Source organism: Litorimonas sp. WD9-15, from assembly GCF_050271975.1.
In the GTDB taxonomy this organism is placed as follows: domain Bacteria; phylum Pseudomonadota; class Alphaproteobacteria; order Caulobacterales; family Maricaulaceae; genus Litorimonas.
On the sequence record NZ_CP189850.1, the window covers coordinates 258,673 to 272,169 of the forward strand.

11 protein-coding genes are annotated in these 13,497 nt (G+C 55.4%); 5 read left to right on the plus strand and 6 right to left on the minus strand.

Features of this window, described 5'->3' with window-relative positions; all coding sequences use genetic code 11:
• Positions 1-137 precede the first annotated feature (137 nt).
• On the plus strand, positions 138-1,280 hold the full coding sequence (locus ACP9M6_RS01240) for an efflux RND transporter periplasmic adaptor subunit (protein ID WP_427452727.1): 1,143 nt from the start codon (positions 138-140) through the stop codon (positions 1,278-1,280).
• A gap of 3 nt (positions 1,281-1,283) precedes the next feature.
• A complete protein-coding gene (locus ACP9M6_RS01245) occupies positions 1,284-4,598 on the plus strand; it encodes an efflux RND transporter permease subunit (RefSeq protein ID WP_427452729.1) in 3,315 nt (1,104 codons plus the stop codon).
• Between the two features lie 4 nt (positions 4,599-4,602).
• Here the strand turns inward: ACP9M6_RS01245 and ACP9M6_RS01250 are convergent, their stop codons facing one another.
• Entirely contained in the window at positions 4,603-5,577 is a 975-nt protein-coding gene (locus ACP9M6_RS01250; RefSeq protein WP_427452731.1) for a hypothetical protein, read from the minus strand.
• Positions 5,578-5,644: 67 nt separating this feature from the next.
• Between ACP9M6_RS01250 and ACP9M6_RS01255 the strand changes: the two genes are divergently transcribed.
• The gene (locus ACP9M6_RS01255; protein ID WP_427452733.1) at positions 5,645-6,259 is read left to right on the plus strand and encodes a TIGR00730 family Rossman fold protein; all 615 of its coding nucleotides are present in this window, start codon (positions 5,645-5,647) and stop codon (positions 6,257-6,259) included.
• 26 nt (positions 6,260-6,285) lie between these two features.
• Here ACP9M6_RS01255 and ACP9M6_RS01260 read toward each other — a convergent pair whose 3' ends face one another.
• From ACP9M6_RS01260 to ACP9M6_RS01275, 4 genes are read right to left on the minus strand one after another with little or no spacing between them, the layout of a single operon-like run.
• Positions 6,286-6,747 carry a GAF domain-containing protein gene (locus ACP9M6_RS01260; RefSeq protein WP_427452735.1) on the minus strand — a complete coding sequence of 154 codons (462 nt, stop codon included), beginning with the start codon at positions 6,745-6,747 and terminating at the stop codon, positions 6,286-6,288.
• A 44-nt stretch (positions 6,748-6,791) separates the two neighbouring features.
• The gene (locus ACP9M6_RS01265) at positions 6,792-7,748 is read right to left on the minus strand and encodes an NAD(P)/FAD-dependent oxidoreductase (RefSeq protein WP_427452737.1); all 957 of its coding nucleotides are present in this window, start codon (positions 7,746-7,748) and stop codon (positions 6,792-6,794) included.
• A complete protein-coding gene (locus ACP9M6_RS01270; RefSeq protein WP_427452738.1) occupies positions 7,745-8,182 on the minus strand; it encodes a hypothetical protein in 438 nt (145 codons plus the stop codon). The genes ACP9M6_RS01265 and ACP9M6_RS01270 overlap by 4 nt, the downstream gene beginning before the upstream one ends.
• A complete protein-coding gene (locus ACP9M6_RS01275) occupies positions 8,179-8,976 on the minus strand; it encodes an FAD-binding domain-containing protein (protein ID WP_427452740.1) in 798 nt (265 codons plus the stop codon). The genes ACP9M6_RS01270 and ACP9M6_RS01275 overlap by 4 nt, the downstream gene beginning before the upstream one ends.
• Before the next feature lie 207 nt (positions 8,977-9,183).
• On the opposite strand from ACP9M6_RS01275, the gene gap reads away from it, so the two are divergent.
• Positions 9,184-10,194, plus strand: a complete 1,011-nt coding sequence (gene gap, locus ACP9M6_RS01280; protein WP_427452742.1) for a type I glyceraldehyde-3-phosphate dehydrogenase — start codon at positions 9,184-9,186, stop codon at positions 10,192-10,194.
• A gap of 21 nt (positions 10,195-10,215) precedes the next feature.
• Positions 10,216-13,038, plus strand: a complete 2,823-nt coding sequence (locus tag ACP9M6_RS01285; protein ID WP_427452744.1) for a phosphoenolpyruvate carboxylase — start codon at positions 10,216-10,218, stop codon at positions 13,036-13,038.
• A gap of 5 nt (positions 13,039-13,043) precedes the next feature.
• On the opposite strand, the gene ACP9M6_RS01290 is transcribed toward ACP9M6_RS01285, so the two are convergent.
• On the minus strand, positions 13,044-13,484 hold the full coding sequence (locus tag ACP9M6_RS01290) for a fatty acid desaturase (RefSeq protein ID WP_427452746.1): 441 nt from the start codon (positions 13,482-13,484) through the stop codon (positions 13,044-13,046).
• Positions 13,485-13,497 lie beyond the last annotated feature (13 nt).

Sequence of the window (13,497 nt, forward strand, 5' to 3'; positions counted from 1 at the left end):
TTCATTTTTCGAGCACATACATTCATGACGGGCAGCCTTGCGGCATTATAAGTTGCGCAAGACCCGCCCAAAAGCGCATGTGCGGATGTGAACGGGTGCCATGCAGTCACTTTCGCCTCCTAAACCGTAGATAGACCATGAAATTCAACACGTCCTATATTATCGCCGGCAGTTTACTCGTCCTCGGCGCCGTCTGGTTTTTCGTCAATAATCTTGGCGAGGAAACTCCGCTGACCGTCTCCACACCTGCAACGGTCAAGGTCGAAGCCCGGAAATCCATTCCGACCGTACAGGTCCGCCGGATCGCCGCGCAGGAACATCCCAATGTGCTGGAACTTTACGGTCAGACCCGCGCCGCCCGCGAAGTTTCCGTCAAGGCGGAAACGCCCGGCCTCGTCGCCGCGATTGGAGCTGTTGAAGGCGCGCGTGTTAAAAAGGGGCAAACCCTCTGCCGTCAGGACATGAATGCCCGGCAAGCCCTTGTCGATCAGGCCAAGGCCAATCTGCGCTCTGTGGAAACCGACCTGAACGCCGCCCGCGTGCTGGCGGATAAGGGCTATCAATCGCAAACCCGTGTCACCGCATTTGAAGCGCAATTGGACGGCGCGAGAGCAGCGCTGAAACAGGCCGAAATCGAAGCCGATAATGTGAATATCCGTGCGCCCTTTAACGGTGTCTGGGAACAGCAGGATGCGGAAGTCGGAGATTATCTCTCGCCCGGGATGTCCTGCGGCTTGCTCGTCGATCTCTCCCCGCTGGAAGTGGATGTGGAACTGACGGAAGGCCAGTTGGGTCTCGTGGAACGCGGGACATCCGCAGAAATCGCGCTCGCCACGGGGGAAACCGTGACGGGGGAAGTCGCCTTTATCGAAGCCAAAGCCGATCCATCCACGCGGACCTTCCGCGCCGAATTGCACGTGCCAAATGCGGATTATGAATTACGCGCAGGTGTCACCGCGACGGTGCGCCTGACATCAGGTCTGACACTGGCATCGAAAGTTCCGACCAATGTGCTCTCGCTGGATGATGCGGGGAATGTTGGTCTGCGTTATGTGGATGCGGCAGATATTGTCCGGTTCACGCCAACGCGCACAATTGATGAAGAGGCAGATGGCGCTTGGGTCACGGGCCTTCCGGACGGCGCACGCCTGATTACGACGGGACAGGATTTCGTCGCCGTGGGTCAGCAGGTCATCGCCGACGAGACCTATGATGATGGTCGCACACAAAATGTTGCGCGGTCCGGCGGAAATCCGTCTTCTCAATCAGCAGGGAATTAATCCGTGCCGGACTCTGACAGCAATATGTCCGCAACTCCAATTGACGCGGATGATTTAACGGCCAAGCGATCTGATATAGAGAGCGCCCCCGGCCTGCCCGGGATTGTCGGCTTTGCGGTCCGCAATTGGCGGATGACAATCGGCATAATGCTGTTTTGCGTGTTAGGCGGCCTCGCCGCGATGAGCCGCCTGCCAATGGACGCCGAACCGGATGTGCCCGTGCCCTTTATCAATATTCAAGTCCTGCTGCCCGGTGTGTCGCCCGAAGATGCGGAACGGCTGCTCGTCCGGCCCCTGGAAACTGAATTAAAAGCGATAGAGGGCCTGAAAGAAATCAGCGGCGTTGCGGCCAATAATGTGGCGATCGTCACACTCGAATTTGAACTCAGCGTTGATAAAGACGTCGCCATGGCGGACGTTTTGGAAAAAGTTGACCGCGCCCGCGCCGAATTTCCGGAAGACGCAAGACAACCGATCATCGAGGAGGTCAGCTTCTCCGCGCTGCCCATCCTGACAGTCAACCTATGGGGCGATGCGCCGGAACGGGAATTACAACGGCGCGCCAAGGAATTGCAGCGCAAAGTGGAAGCCATTCCCCTCATCCTAGAAGCCAATATTAGTGGTGAACGGACGGATGTTCTGGAAGCAATTATAGATCCCGCCCGCACGGAAAGTCTTGGCGTAACATTTGATGAAATTGCCGCCGCCGTCTCTCAAAATAATGCACTCGTTCCGGCGGGGGCGTTGGAAACGGGCAGCGGACGATTTAATATCAAACTTCCCGGTCTGATCGAGAATCCGGAAGATATGAGCGAGCTCGTCGTGCGGCGCGGGGCGGACGGGTCTATTCTCAAGCTCGGTGATATTGCGGATGTTCGGCGCGGTTATAAGGACGCGACGACGCTGGCGCGGTTTAACGGACGCAATAGTGTCAGTCTGGAAATCAGCAAGAGACAAGGCGTCAATATTCTGGAGGCCAGCCAGATGGTCGAAGATTTGGTCGATGCCGAAATCGCCAAACCCGAATGGCCCGCCACGATTAATGTCACCTATAGCCAGTCCCGATCTGTTTATATTCGCGATATGATGTCGGAATTGTCGGCCTCCATCATTAATGCGGTCGTCCTCGTCTTTATCGTCTGTATTGCCGCGCTGGGGTGGCGCTCCGCTATCTTTGTCGGGTGGGCCATTCCCGCCAGTTTCCTCATCGCCTTTTTCGGCTTTCTGATTGCGGGCGAGACGATCAATATGATGATCCTGTTCGGCCTCATCCTCTCTGTGGGGGTCTTAGTCGACAGTGCCATTGTGATTGTCGAATTTGCCGACCGCAAAATGGAAGAAGGCAAACCCCGTCTGGAAGCCTTTAAACAGGCCGGTGAACGGATGTTTTGGCCGATCATGAGCTCGACCGCGACGACCTTGGCCGCCTTCTTGCCGCTGCTGTTTTGGGAATCCACGACGGGGAAATTCATGAGCTATTTCCCGCGCACCATGATCTATGTGCTCTCGGCCTCGACCCTCATGGCGCTGATCTTTCTTCCCACGCTCGGTGCAAAAATCGGGTTCCGACCTAAGAAAGTGACCAGCGATAATATCGCCAAGCTCTCCGCCGGAGACGGTGATCCCTCACAAGTTACGGGGTTCATTGGCGTCTATGTCCGCATGATTCAGGTTTTAGTGAAATTCCCGATCCTCGTAATGATTGGCATGGTCATCTTGGCCTTTGCAATTGTAAAAATATTCGGCGCTCAAATGGCGGGGCCACCGCCCAAACCCGTCGAGTTCTTTACCCAATCACCCAGTGAACAGCTCTATGTCCTCGCGCGATCACGCGGAAACACGACGCCGGAACAATATCTCCGCATTGCGACTGATCTGGAGAACCGGATCGCCGATATTAACGGCATTGAATCGGTCTACACGGTCACAGGCGACGGGGCCGCGGGCGGTGGACAGTTAAGCGGTCCGGCCAATGTGCCCTCGGATACGGTTGTCAAAATCTATACAGAATTGCTGCCCTTCGCAGAACGCCGCGGAACGCAAGCCATTCTCAACGATCTGGAAACCGCTGTTGCGGGTATTCCGGGCGTCATCACGGAAGTCACCGCTGTCGACCAAGGACCGCCTATTGGGAAAGATATCGGCCTGCAAATCAGCAGTGAAAATCCGGAAGACCTTCGTGCTGCCACAGCCGCCGTGCGCGCGAAACTGGCCTCTATGGAAGGGATCATTGATATTGAAGACTCGACTCCCCTCCCCGGGATTGAATGGGAATTCGTCGTTGACCGGTCAGAGGCCGGACGGCTCGGCCTGAATGTCGGACGCATCGGTTCGGCTCTGCAATTCGCAACCGAAGGCGCATTGGTCGGACGCTACCGTCCGCTGGATGCTGATGAGGAAGTCGATATCCGCATCCGCTATCCGTCTGAAGCACGGACACTGGCAGAGCTTGACCGCTTGCGCATTCAAACGCCACAGGGTGCACTACCGCTCTCAGCTGTGACAACCCGTATTGCGCGCCCCCGCCAAGACAAGATTGAGCGCAAAGACCTCCTGCCCTATTACATCGTGCAGGCGAATACGGCCAAGGATTATGCGACGCAGATTCAGGTTGAAGAGCTCGTGCGTTGGAAAGCCGAAGAGGCCAATTTCCCGCCCGGTGTCCAGACGAAATTTCTGGGCCAACAGGAAGAGAACGCGGATGCGCTCATTTTTTTCCAAGGCGCAGGCCTGGCCATTCTCTTCATGATGAGTGTTATCCTGCTCTTGCAATTTAATAGCTTTTATCACGTCTTCCTGACCCTCTTGGCGGTCATCATGAGTGTGTTTGGCGTCCTGTTGGGCCTTGCCTTCTATCCCTATGTCTCGCTGATCCTGTCCCTGACGGGGGTCATCGCGCTGGCGGGGATTGTTGTGAATAATAATATCGTCCTGATCGACGCCTATCAGCGGCTGCGTGAACATGGTTTTGATGCCGTGGATGCCGCCGTTCGGACAGCCGCGCAGCGATTGCGGCCCGTCTTCCTGACGACGCTGACAACAGTTGTGGGTCTGATGCCGCTCATCCTCGGCTGGCAGGCCAATATTTTCACGGGCGAGTTTTCGACCAAGGGTTCCAGCACGTCAGAGATCTGGGCGCCGATTTCATTTGTTGTCGCCAGCGGTCTGGGTTTTGCGACGATCCTGACACTGGTCGTGACACCCGTCATGTTGGCCATGCCGACTGTTATTAAAGATCAAGCGACGCGCTTATGGGCCTGGATAAAACGCAAATTCGCTTCGAGAAAAACGAACCGCATTCCCGACCCTGCAGAATAAAAATCTACTCCGTCGCGTCCGGCGAAAAGACGACAGTGGATTGCCCGCCGCCGCCAATCAGTGTCCGGCGGACCTGCCAGTAAAGCGGCTGAAAATTTACAGACAGCGCTCCGCTCTCATCATCCGCATTACGCAGAGGTGGCAACAGCGCGAAGGGCACGGACACACTCGCGGTTTCCAAAGGTGCATCCGGAGCTCCGACCGCGGGGATGAGCTCGGCCCGGATTTCCCATTGTCCGCGCGGCAGCATCCGTCCGGCAATATAATTCCAACGGCCGCCCACACCGATGCCCGTTTCCCCAATCACATTATTTTGCGCGTAAAACCGGACACGTCCCGGCACAGAACTCGTCCCCGTAATAATAACGCCGCCCGCATCATCATAATCAATCACAGAAAGCGAGAGCGGGCCGGAGGTCGGCGCGCCGCCAAAAGGGGATTGAATAATCCGTGTCGGACTGCCGGGGGCCGTTACCATGATGAGGGCGGGTGTGATAAAATTCGCAGTTGCCACATCATCGCCGGTCGGGACGGGCAGACGGAATACGGCTTCCTCTGACCGGATACCGGGGGCGTCTTCTGTTGTATAAAGTTGAGCTTCCAAGACAACGGGCTCGGCCCCGACATTCACGGTTAGACCCCACTGGCCCAGTTCATTCGTGCGGACCTGCCGTAGGCGTTCGCCTCTATTTGTTATGACAACGACTGAACCGGGTTCCGCTTCACCGGCGACGCGCAGTCGCGCGACACCATTTTCACGGAACTCACTGATCTGGCGAAAACTGGCGGGGCGGACGCCAATGCGTTCAGTCTGCGACGTCACAGGATTATCCACGATTTCACCAGAATCTGGGCCCAGCGCCCCGCTAATCTGTATAGCGAGGAGGAGAATAGCCGCCAGCGCAATCCCCGCAATCGCGATCCAAATCAGCCGTTTACGCTGACGACGTTTTAATCTTTCTTTTGCGGGTATTTGCACGACGTGAAATCTCTCCTAAGGACAGGGTGTAACACCAGATATCTTCTCTTCAAATGAAATCCCGCTCATGACTGAAACAGCTTCCCTGACGATTTGTGTTTTTTGTGGCTCCTCACCGGGCGAAGATCCCGCGCATTTGGCGCTCGCGACTGAGCTGGGCACAGCCATAGCCGCACGCGGGCACAAGCTCGTTTATGGCGGCGGCGGACTGGGCCTGATGGGGGCGACGGCCCGCGCAGCGCGGGATGGTGGCGCGAACGTCATTGGCGTCATCCCGCATTTTCTCAATGCGATTGAGCGGACGATTCCGGATATTGAGCATGAATTTGTCGATGATATGCATGCGCGTAAAATCCGTATGTTTGATCTGGCCGATGCGTTTGTCGTCCTGCCGGGTGGCGTCGGCACATTGGAAGAAGTCATTGAGGTCATGAGTTGGCAACGGCTGAACCTACACGACAAACCCATTGTTTTCCTGAGTGATACAGGGTTCTGGGACAAACTGGTCGAGGTTTTGGACGACATGATCAAGGCCGGATTCGCACCGGAAACACTGCATGATGATATTGAGTCCGACTCCAGTATCGACGCAGTATTTGAGACGATTTCGCGCCGCCTGAAAGAAGGCCGCAAGTCCCAGCCCCTCGGCGGGAAACTGGATAAGATCGCGGATTTGGTCTGAGAGTTTCCCCTCTTTGAAGAGAGATATTAAATAATCACCTTATCTAAAATCGTCTTCAAACCTTCCGCGTCCGCCGCGTCAAAGCTGCCGACCTCCGTCGAGTCCACGTCAAAAACGGCGAAGAGCTTTCCGTCCGGCGCGTAGACCGGCACGACGATCTCGCTCTGGCTGCGGGCGTCACAGGCGATATGACCGGGGAAGGCGTGGACGTCTTGGACAATCTGGACCTCGCCCGTCCGCGCCGCCGCACCGCAGACTCCGCGGCTGAAGGGAATGCGCAGACAGCCTAGCGTGCCCTGATAGGGACCGACTACGAGTTCTTCGGATTTTTCCGGATCAACGACATAAAATCCCGTCCAGAAATAATCATCAAAAGCCTGATGGAGGAGACAGGAGACGGTCGCCATACGCGCGACGACATTCGTTTCACCCTCTAATACCGCCTCAATCTCGCGGGCAGTTTGGGCATATATTTCGGTCTTAGTCATGGCGGCGATATAGGGCAGGTCAGACCCATCGTCCACCGCCAGCATTACACAAAAACGCGCGCAGCCGCCCGACCTGATAACCATGCACCCTGCACGCGACCGCCAAGGCACCAATCGCCGCAAGCCACAATCCCGTCCCCGATGAGACAGTCCACGTCGGGTGAGGTTTTATTCGAGGCATAGAGCCAGCGATGGAGCGCGAGATGAGGCGAGTCCTGTAACGGCATCCCGATCAGGGCCGACGCGGATTTCAACATCACGTCCTGCACCCATTCGCGGTCCGCATCCTGATGCGTGTTGGACCAGTCCGGCTCGCTCGTCACAACAACTGTGCCGACATCCTGTGATCGTCCGGGCTTGGCATGGTTCATACTAATCCAGTCAATCGGCAGGTCTTTCACGCGAAGTGTGTCCCAACCCGGATCAACGGGCGCATTTAACCCGATCATCAGGGTGAAACAGACATTCATCTCTGCGGATTTCACGGTCTCCATTTGTTTGAAGTCATCAGGTAAAACCAGTTGAGCCTGCGCAGGCGGCAATGTCGAGATAACGCCATCAAAACCCGTTTCGACCGACCCGTCTTCAAATTCTAATGTCCAAGTTTCACCCCGTGTGACTTTACTAACGCGACGGCTGAGCTCTATATTGAGACCCTCTGCCCAGAATTTCGGCAGGCTGTTCATGCGCGGTGTTCCGACATAGCGGTCGCGACCCGTGTCAGAACTTAATTCTCCCGTTTTCAGATAGAGCGCACGGGCAGCCCAAGGGGCGCATGATCCCGCCTCTATCGTGCGGTCAATTTCGGCGCGGAAATCTTCGTCCTGCACGGTTAAATATTGCGCGCCGTGATCAAACTCCCACGCGCCAGCATAGCGCGTGGACATGCGCCCGCTGACCCCGCGTGATTTATCGAAGAGGCGGACATCAATACCGTTCGCGCGGAGTTCACGTGCCGCCGAGAGTCCCGCCACGCCAGCGCCGATAATCGCAATTGTCATGCTGTTTCCGACTCCAGAACCTGATGGGACGGCGTCATGGCGGATTTCTTGGCGCGGTTCCAGAAGCGGAAGAACCGTTTTGTATCGACATCATCCGGTACACTCACGAGGCCTGGGGCTTCGATGACCTTGACCTCATGCGTATCGCGGAGATCGGCAATAATCTCGCGGTAATCAGGGTCAGGTGACCACGCGGTATAAATAGTCTGTTCGCCAACCAATTCGCGCAAGACATTATAAGGATGACCCGCCATGATTTTCACGCCGAGGTCCAATGCGCATTCATAAATAAAGACGCGCCGCTTCAGAGAATAGGCTTTTTCATCATGTCTTTCCGTATCCCAGATGAATATGATCTCCGCTCCCTCGCCCGCCATCGTCACAGCCGGATGGTCCAGCGTTATCGCGTCCTCATGTATCCAAATGACGCTCATTGGAAATCTCCATTCGGGAAAAGCCGCTTGCGCAAATCTTCATATGTGCCGGCCAACGGTTTATTGCGCTTGAAGGCCGTATCAATATCCGGACCGCTGAATTTTTCGACATTGTCGAGATTATAGTAATAAGGCTTGTGCGAGAATGTGCTGGCGACCCATTGCCATGACAGATTATTCGAGGCGGGGTCTCCGTCAAGTAGGTGCGAGAGGAACCACGCCGCGCCTGCCTGCCACTTCACGCGTCGCCAGTGACAGATATATCCTGCCAGATAGAGCCGCGCATGGTTGTGCAGATAGCCCGTCGTGAGGAGCTGATCGATAAATTGGTCGATACAGGCAACGCCCGTTTCGCCCGCTGCTATATCCTCGGGCAAGTCATCGGCATAATCCTCCGGCCCGAACCCTGTCTTATAATCCTCGACATCATTCCAGATATGATCCGGATGTTCGCGGTAAAGGCGTTGCCAATAATCCCGCCATGTCAATTGCTGGATAAATTTTTCCGCCGTCTTGCAGGAGGCCAGTTCCAGCGCTTGATCGCGGACTTCATCCGCGCCCATCACGCCGTGACGGATATAGGGGGAGAGCTGCGTCACCGCCCCGTCCAGATGATTGCGGGTCTTTCCATATTCCGCGGGGTCCAATGTCTTCAATCGAGCCTTCGCCGCCGCCCGTCCGCCCCTAATGGAGGAGACTGTCGTGTCGTCCGCGGACAGATTCGGGGAAAGCTGCCTGACCTCCGCAATGAGGGAAGCTCTATCGGTCGGTATCTGTTGGGTTGCGTCACGCATATCATAGCTACGCACGAAACAAGGCAAAGTGCACAAATTCGCGGCTTTTAGAGGAACAATTTCTTTTGCAGTCTCAAATTTGGAGTTCTCGAAACAATAGACCTAGCCATAATGAACTCCTGTCTTTATCTAATGCTGAACGACTGCTAAGTGCAAGCGAACTGACAGCGCTGTCATAAAATAGCAGCATTTCAAGGAAGTGAAACGATGACCACGAGACTAGCCATCAATGGATTTGGGCGCATTGGCCGCAATGTATTACGTGCGCTGATTGAGCAGGGCCGAGACGACATGGAAGTTGTGGCGATCAATGACCTGTCCTCCACAGAGAACCTCGCCCACCTTTTAAAATATGATTCCGTTCATGGGCGCTTTCCCGGAAAGATCAGCTTCACGGAGACCAGCCTCAATCTCGGCGGGAACGATATCGAAGTCACTGCCATTCGCAATCTGGAAGACCAGAACTGGGCCGACAATAACGTCGATATCGTGCTGGAATGTACGGGTATTTTCACAGCGCGCGAGGCGGCGGCGAAACATCTGGCAGCGGGCGCGAAACGCGTCTTAATTTCCGCGCCCGGCGCAAATGCGGATAAGACAATCGTTTACGGTGTGAACCATGACGAGTTGACGAAAGACGATATTGTCGTCTCCAACGGATCCTGCACAACCAATGCCCTCGCCCCCGTCGCGAAAGTCCTAAACGATCTCCTCGGGATCGAGACGGGTTTCATGACGACAGTTCACGCCTATACGGGCGATCAGCCAACTTTGGACGGCGTCCACCGCAAAGATTTCAACCGGGGTCGCGCGGCTGCGCTCTCCATGATCCCGACCTCGACCGGTGCAGCGAAAGCCATTGGCCTCGTCCTGCCGGAGCTCAAAGGGAAGCTGGACGGCAAGGCTATTCGCGTCCCGACGCCGAATGTGTCCGTCGTTGATCTCGTTATCAATTCGGAAAAAACCGCATCTGTCGAAGCCATCAACGCCGCTTTCCAAAAGGCCGCTGACGGTCCTCTGAAGGGCGTGCTGCAGGTCGTTCACGACAAAACCGTCTCAATCGATTTCAACCATGACCCGCACTCCTCGTCCCTTGTTTTGGGCGAGACCGTTGTCATGGGCGAGAAGATGGTCCGCGTGTTGAGCTGGTATGACAATGAATGGGGTTTCTCCAACCGGATGCTGGACACGGCGGCGGTCATGGCGAAATTCCTCTAAGGAGATAGTCACATCAAACGGATGAGCACAGAAGAGCTGCAAAGCAAACTCGAAACATTGTTAGACGGGCATAAGCAGGCGGTCGCTTCCGACCCGCAGGCCAATCCCGTCAAACTTCTCGCCTATGATATTTCAAAGGCTGTGGAAGAGCGCAGTATTTCCTTTGGTGATATCACCATGCTCGTCAAAACCGCGTCTGATCGAGGCGCGATTTCTCGCATCCGGCGACTGCGCCAACGGGCGGGCGCGGACCGGTTTGACGCGCTGAAGTCTCGTATTACAGAGATTGCGGAAGCTCAGGCCGCGAAAGGGTTCGAAGCCTTCAAGACATGGGCGGAAACGCCCGGTCAGGGCATTGTGCTGACGGCGCATCCGACCTTCTCCCTGTCCCGTGATATCCGGAATACGCTCGGTGAAATCGCGTCGGCTGACAGAGATTTTAGCACGGCGGAAGATACGCTCAAAACGCATCCTTACCTGCCAAAACGCGCGCCGACCCTGATCGAGGAGCATGAGGACACGCAAGCAACCCTGACCCGCATTCAATCCGCAATGGATGCGCTGAACGCGACCGTTCTGGACGTGGCCGCGAAACATTTTCCGAAACACTGGACGACTCTGACACCACATCTCGTCGATGCTTATAGCTGGGTCGGGTATGATATTGACGGACGGACCGATATTTCTTGGGGTGACGCGCTGCGTTTACGCCTGTCCGAGAAACGCGACCAACTTGCGCGTTACGCTGAGCTGGCGGCGAATATTGCCTCTGGTGGGAATTTCAAATCAGAGTCTGAGTCCGCACTGGACAAGATGGTTGACCGGATCAAGGACGGTTTGGCTTCTGCCGAACGTGATTTGAAACTGTTTGAGAAAGACCTAGATAATCCCGATAATCTCGTCGCGGCCGCGAATAATCTGACGCGTCAATCCCCGCGTCGCTTCACCGATCTCTCCACCCTCCAACCGCTGTTGGAAACCGTCATCAAGGGCGCACCAGATGATTCTGTTCGTCGCGACCTGCTCTGCCTCCGCGCGTCTATGGAAGCCTTCGGCCTCGGCACGGCGCGCATCCATTTCCGCCTCAATGCCCGTCACGTCATGTCCGGCGTCAAGGGGATATTCGGCCTGACGGAAAGCTCCTCTGACACGCGCACAGTTTTGAAACGCGCGACGGAGATGACGCAAAATGTCAAACCGCAAACCGTTAACTTTGCCTCCCTCGCCCTCGAAAGCTCCACCGCGCATGAGAAGATGATCCTCATCGCGCAGATGCAGAAATATATTGATGGGGCCGCCCCCATCCGCCTCTTGATTGCGGAAACCGAAGACGCGCTCGTCCCGCTCTCCGTGCTCTATCTCGCACGCCGTTACGGGGTTGCGGATAAGTTGGATATATCGCCGCTCTTTGAAACAGCAGACGCGTTGAATAATGGTGGCCGGATTATCGGGAAGATGCTCGAAAATGATGTCTATCGCGATTACATCCGCGCGCGCGGTGTCTTCGCTATACAAACAGGCTTTTCCGATGCGGGTCGGTTCATGGGACAGATTCCAGCGACCCTCGCGATTGAGCGGCTGCAATCCCATTTTGCCCGCGAGATGGCGCGTTACGAGATGGATGATGTGACAGCACTCGTCTTTAACACCCATGGCGAAGGTTTGGGGCGCGGCGGTCATCCCGGCACGATTGAACAACGCCTCGACTACGCGATGAGCCCCTGGGCCATTGCGCAATTTGAAAAGCGTGACCTGCACCTCTGCCATGAGACGAGTTTTCAGGGCGGGGATGGTTATCTTTGGTTCCAGACGGAAGCTCTCGCGAATGCGACCGTTTTCTCCCTCATTGGCGGACGCTATGCAGACAGGTCAGATGTCGCGAATGACCCGTTCTATACGGAAAAAGATTTCTCGTGGGACGTCTACCGCACGATTGGGTCAGAGCAGGACGCCCTCTATTCCGATCCGAATTATGTCGGACTTTTGGGCGGGTTGGGGCAAAATATGCTCATCCCGACGGGCAGTCGCGCCGCGAAACGCGCCAAGCCGGGATCGGGGGCGGATATGTTCAACCCGCGCCTCCTGCGGGCCATTCCGCATAATGCGATCCTGCAGCAATTTGGCACGCCCGCGAATATCTTCTACGGCGTGGGTCGAGCCGCCGGGATTGATCCCGAAAAGTTTGAAGCGCTTTATAAAGAGTCTGCGCGGGCAAAATCTATTTTCGGCCTTGTTATGACGACAATGGGTCGGACGAACCTGTCCGTTCTAACGGGCTATGGTCGCCTCTTCGATCCAGGGTTCTGGATTTCCCGCGCCCTATCCGGTGCGGAGCCAATGCTTGCGCATAAATCACTGGTCGTGGCGGAAACGTTGGAGAGCTCGACATGGCGGTCGCAAATTGTGGACCTGTCCAACCGTCTGCGGTTGGACATGTATGACAGTCTGCGCTTCCTGAAACAATGTGACCCGGAGGCAGACTTTACACCTGACGACTCCCTTATGATTCTCCATGCGCTGCGCTTGGCCGTCATTATGAAGATGATGATCCTCATGACGGAACTGCCGGTTGTTTCTGATGAAGCCACATCCCGTCTCTCCGCGCTGCAGCGGATGCAGACGTTCCAGATTAATGAGATTATTGAGGATCTGCGCGAACGCTATCCCGCCAAGACCGCGCCGCTGGAATGGACAATGGCCCTTTCGGAGAAAACCGGCGAGCCCGTCTCGGGCGGTGGGTTCGAACATATCGCGGATGAAGTCATCAAACCGCTCGACCGTGCCAAGGATCTCGTGCGTCAAATCACGATCGCCATTACGCATCATTATGATGCGTTTGGCTGATCCTCTCAGGGGCATTTAGCGAACTTGGCCGAACTCCAGTTCAGAAATGGCGGCATCAAGAGACCGAAGAAGTTGAAACTATTCGTCTGGATATTATCGTCTTGCAAAGTCACACCCAAAGACGCTTCATAGGCGGGCAGTTCTGTCCAATGCGTGGACGGCTTTATATGATGCCCGACATGGTAGCCAAAATTCCAGAAAAACCGGTTGAAAACTTTATCCCGACAATTATTGGCAAAAGCTATGTCACCATTGGATTTCTCGCCAATATGGGTGGAGTAATCGGTTCGCAGGGAAAAGAAGGTAATGATGACGTAGAGTGACAGGATAATAATGGCGCTCTTAAGAGAGAGAATCGCGATCCCCGTCAAGAACATCAAAATGACGAAATAATCCAAAAGATAGTATCGTCCATATTGCCGCCGCGGTCCCGAACCAAAACTCATTCTGATTAATTCA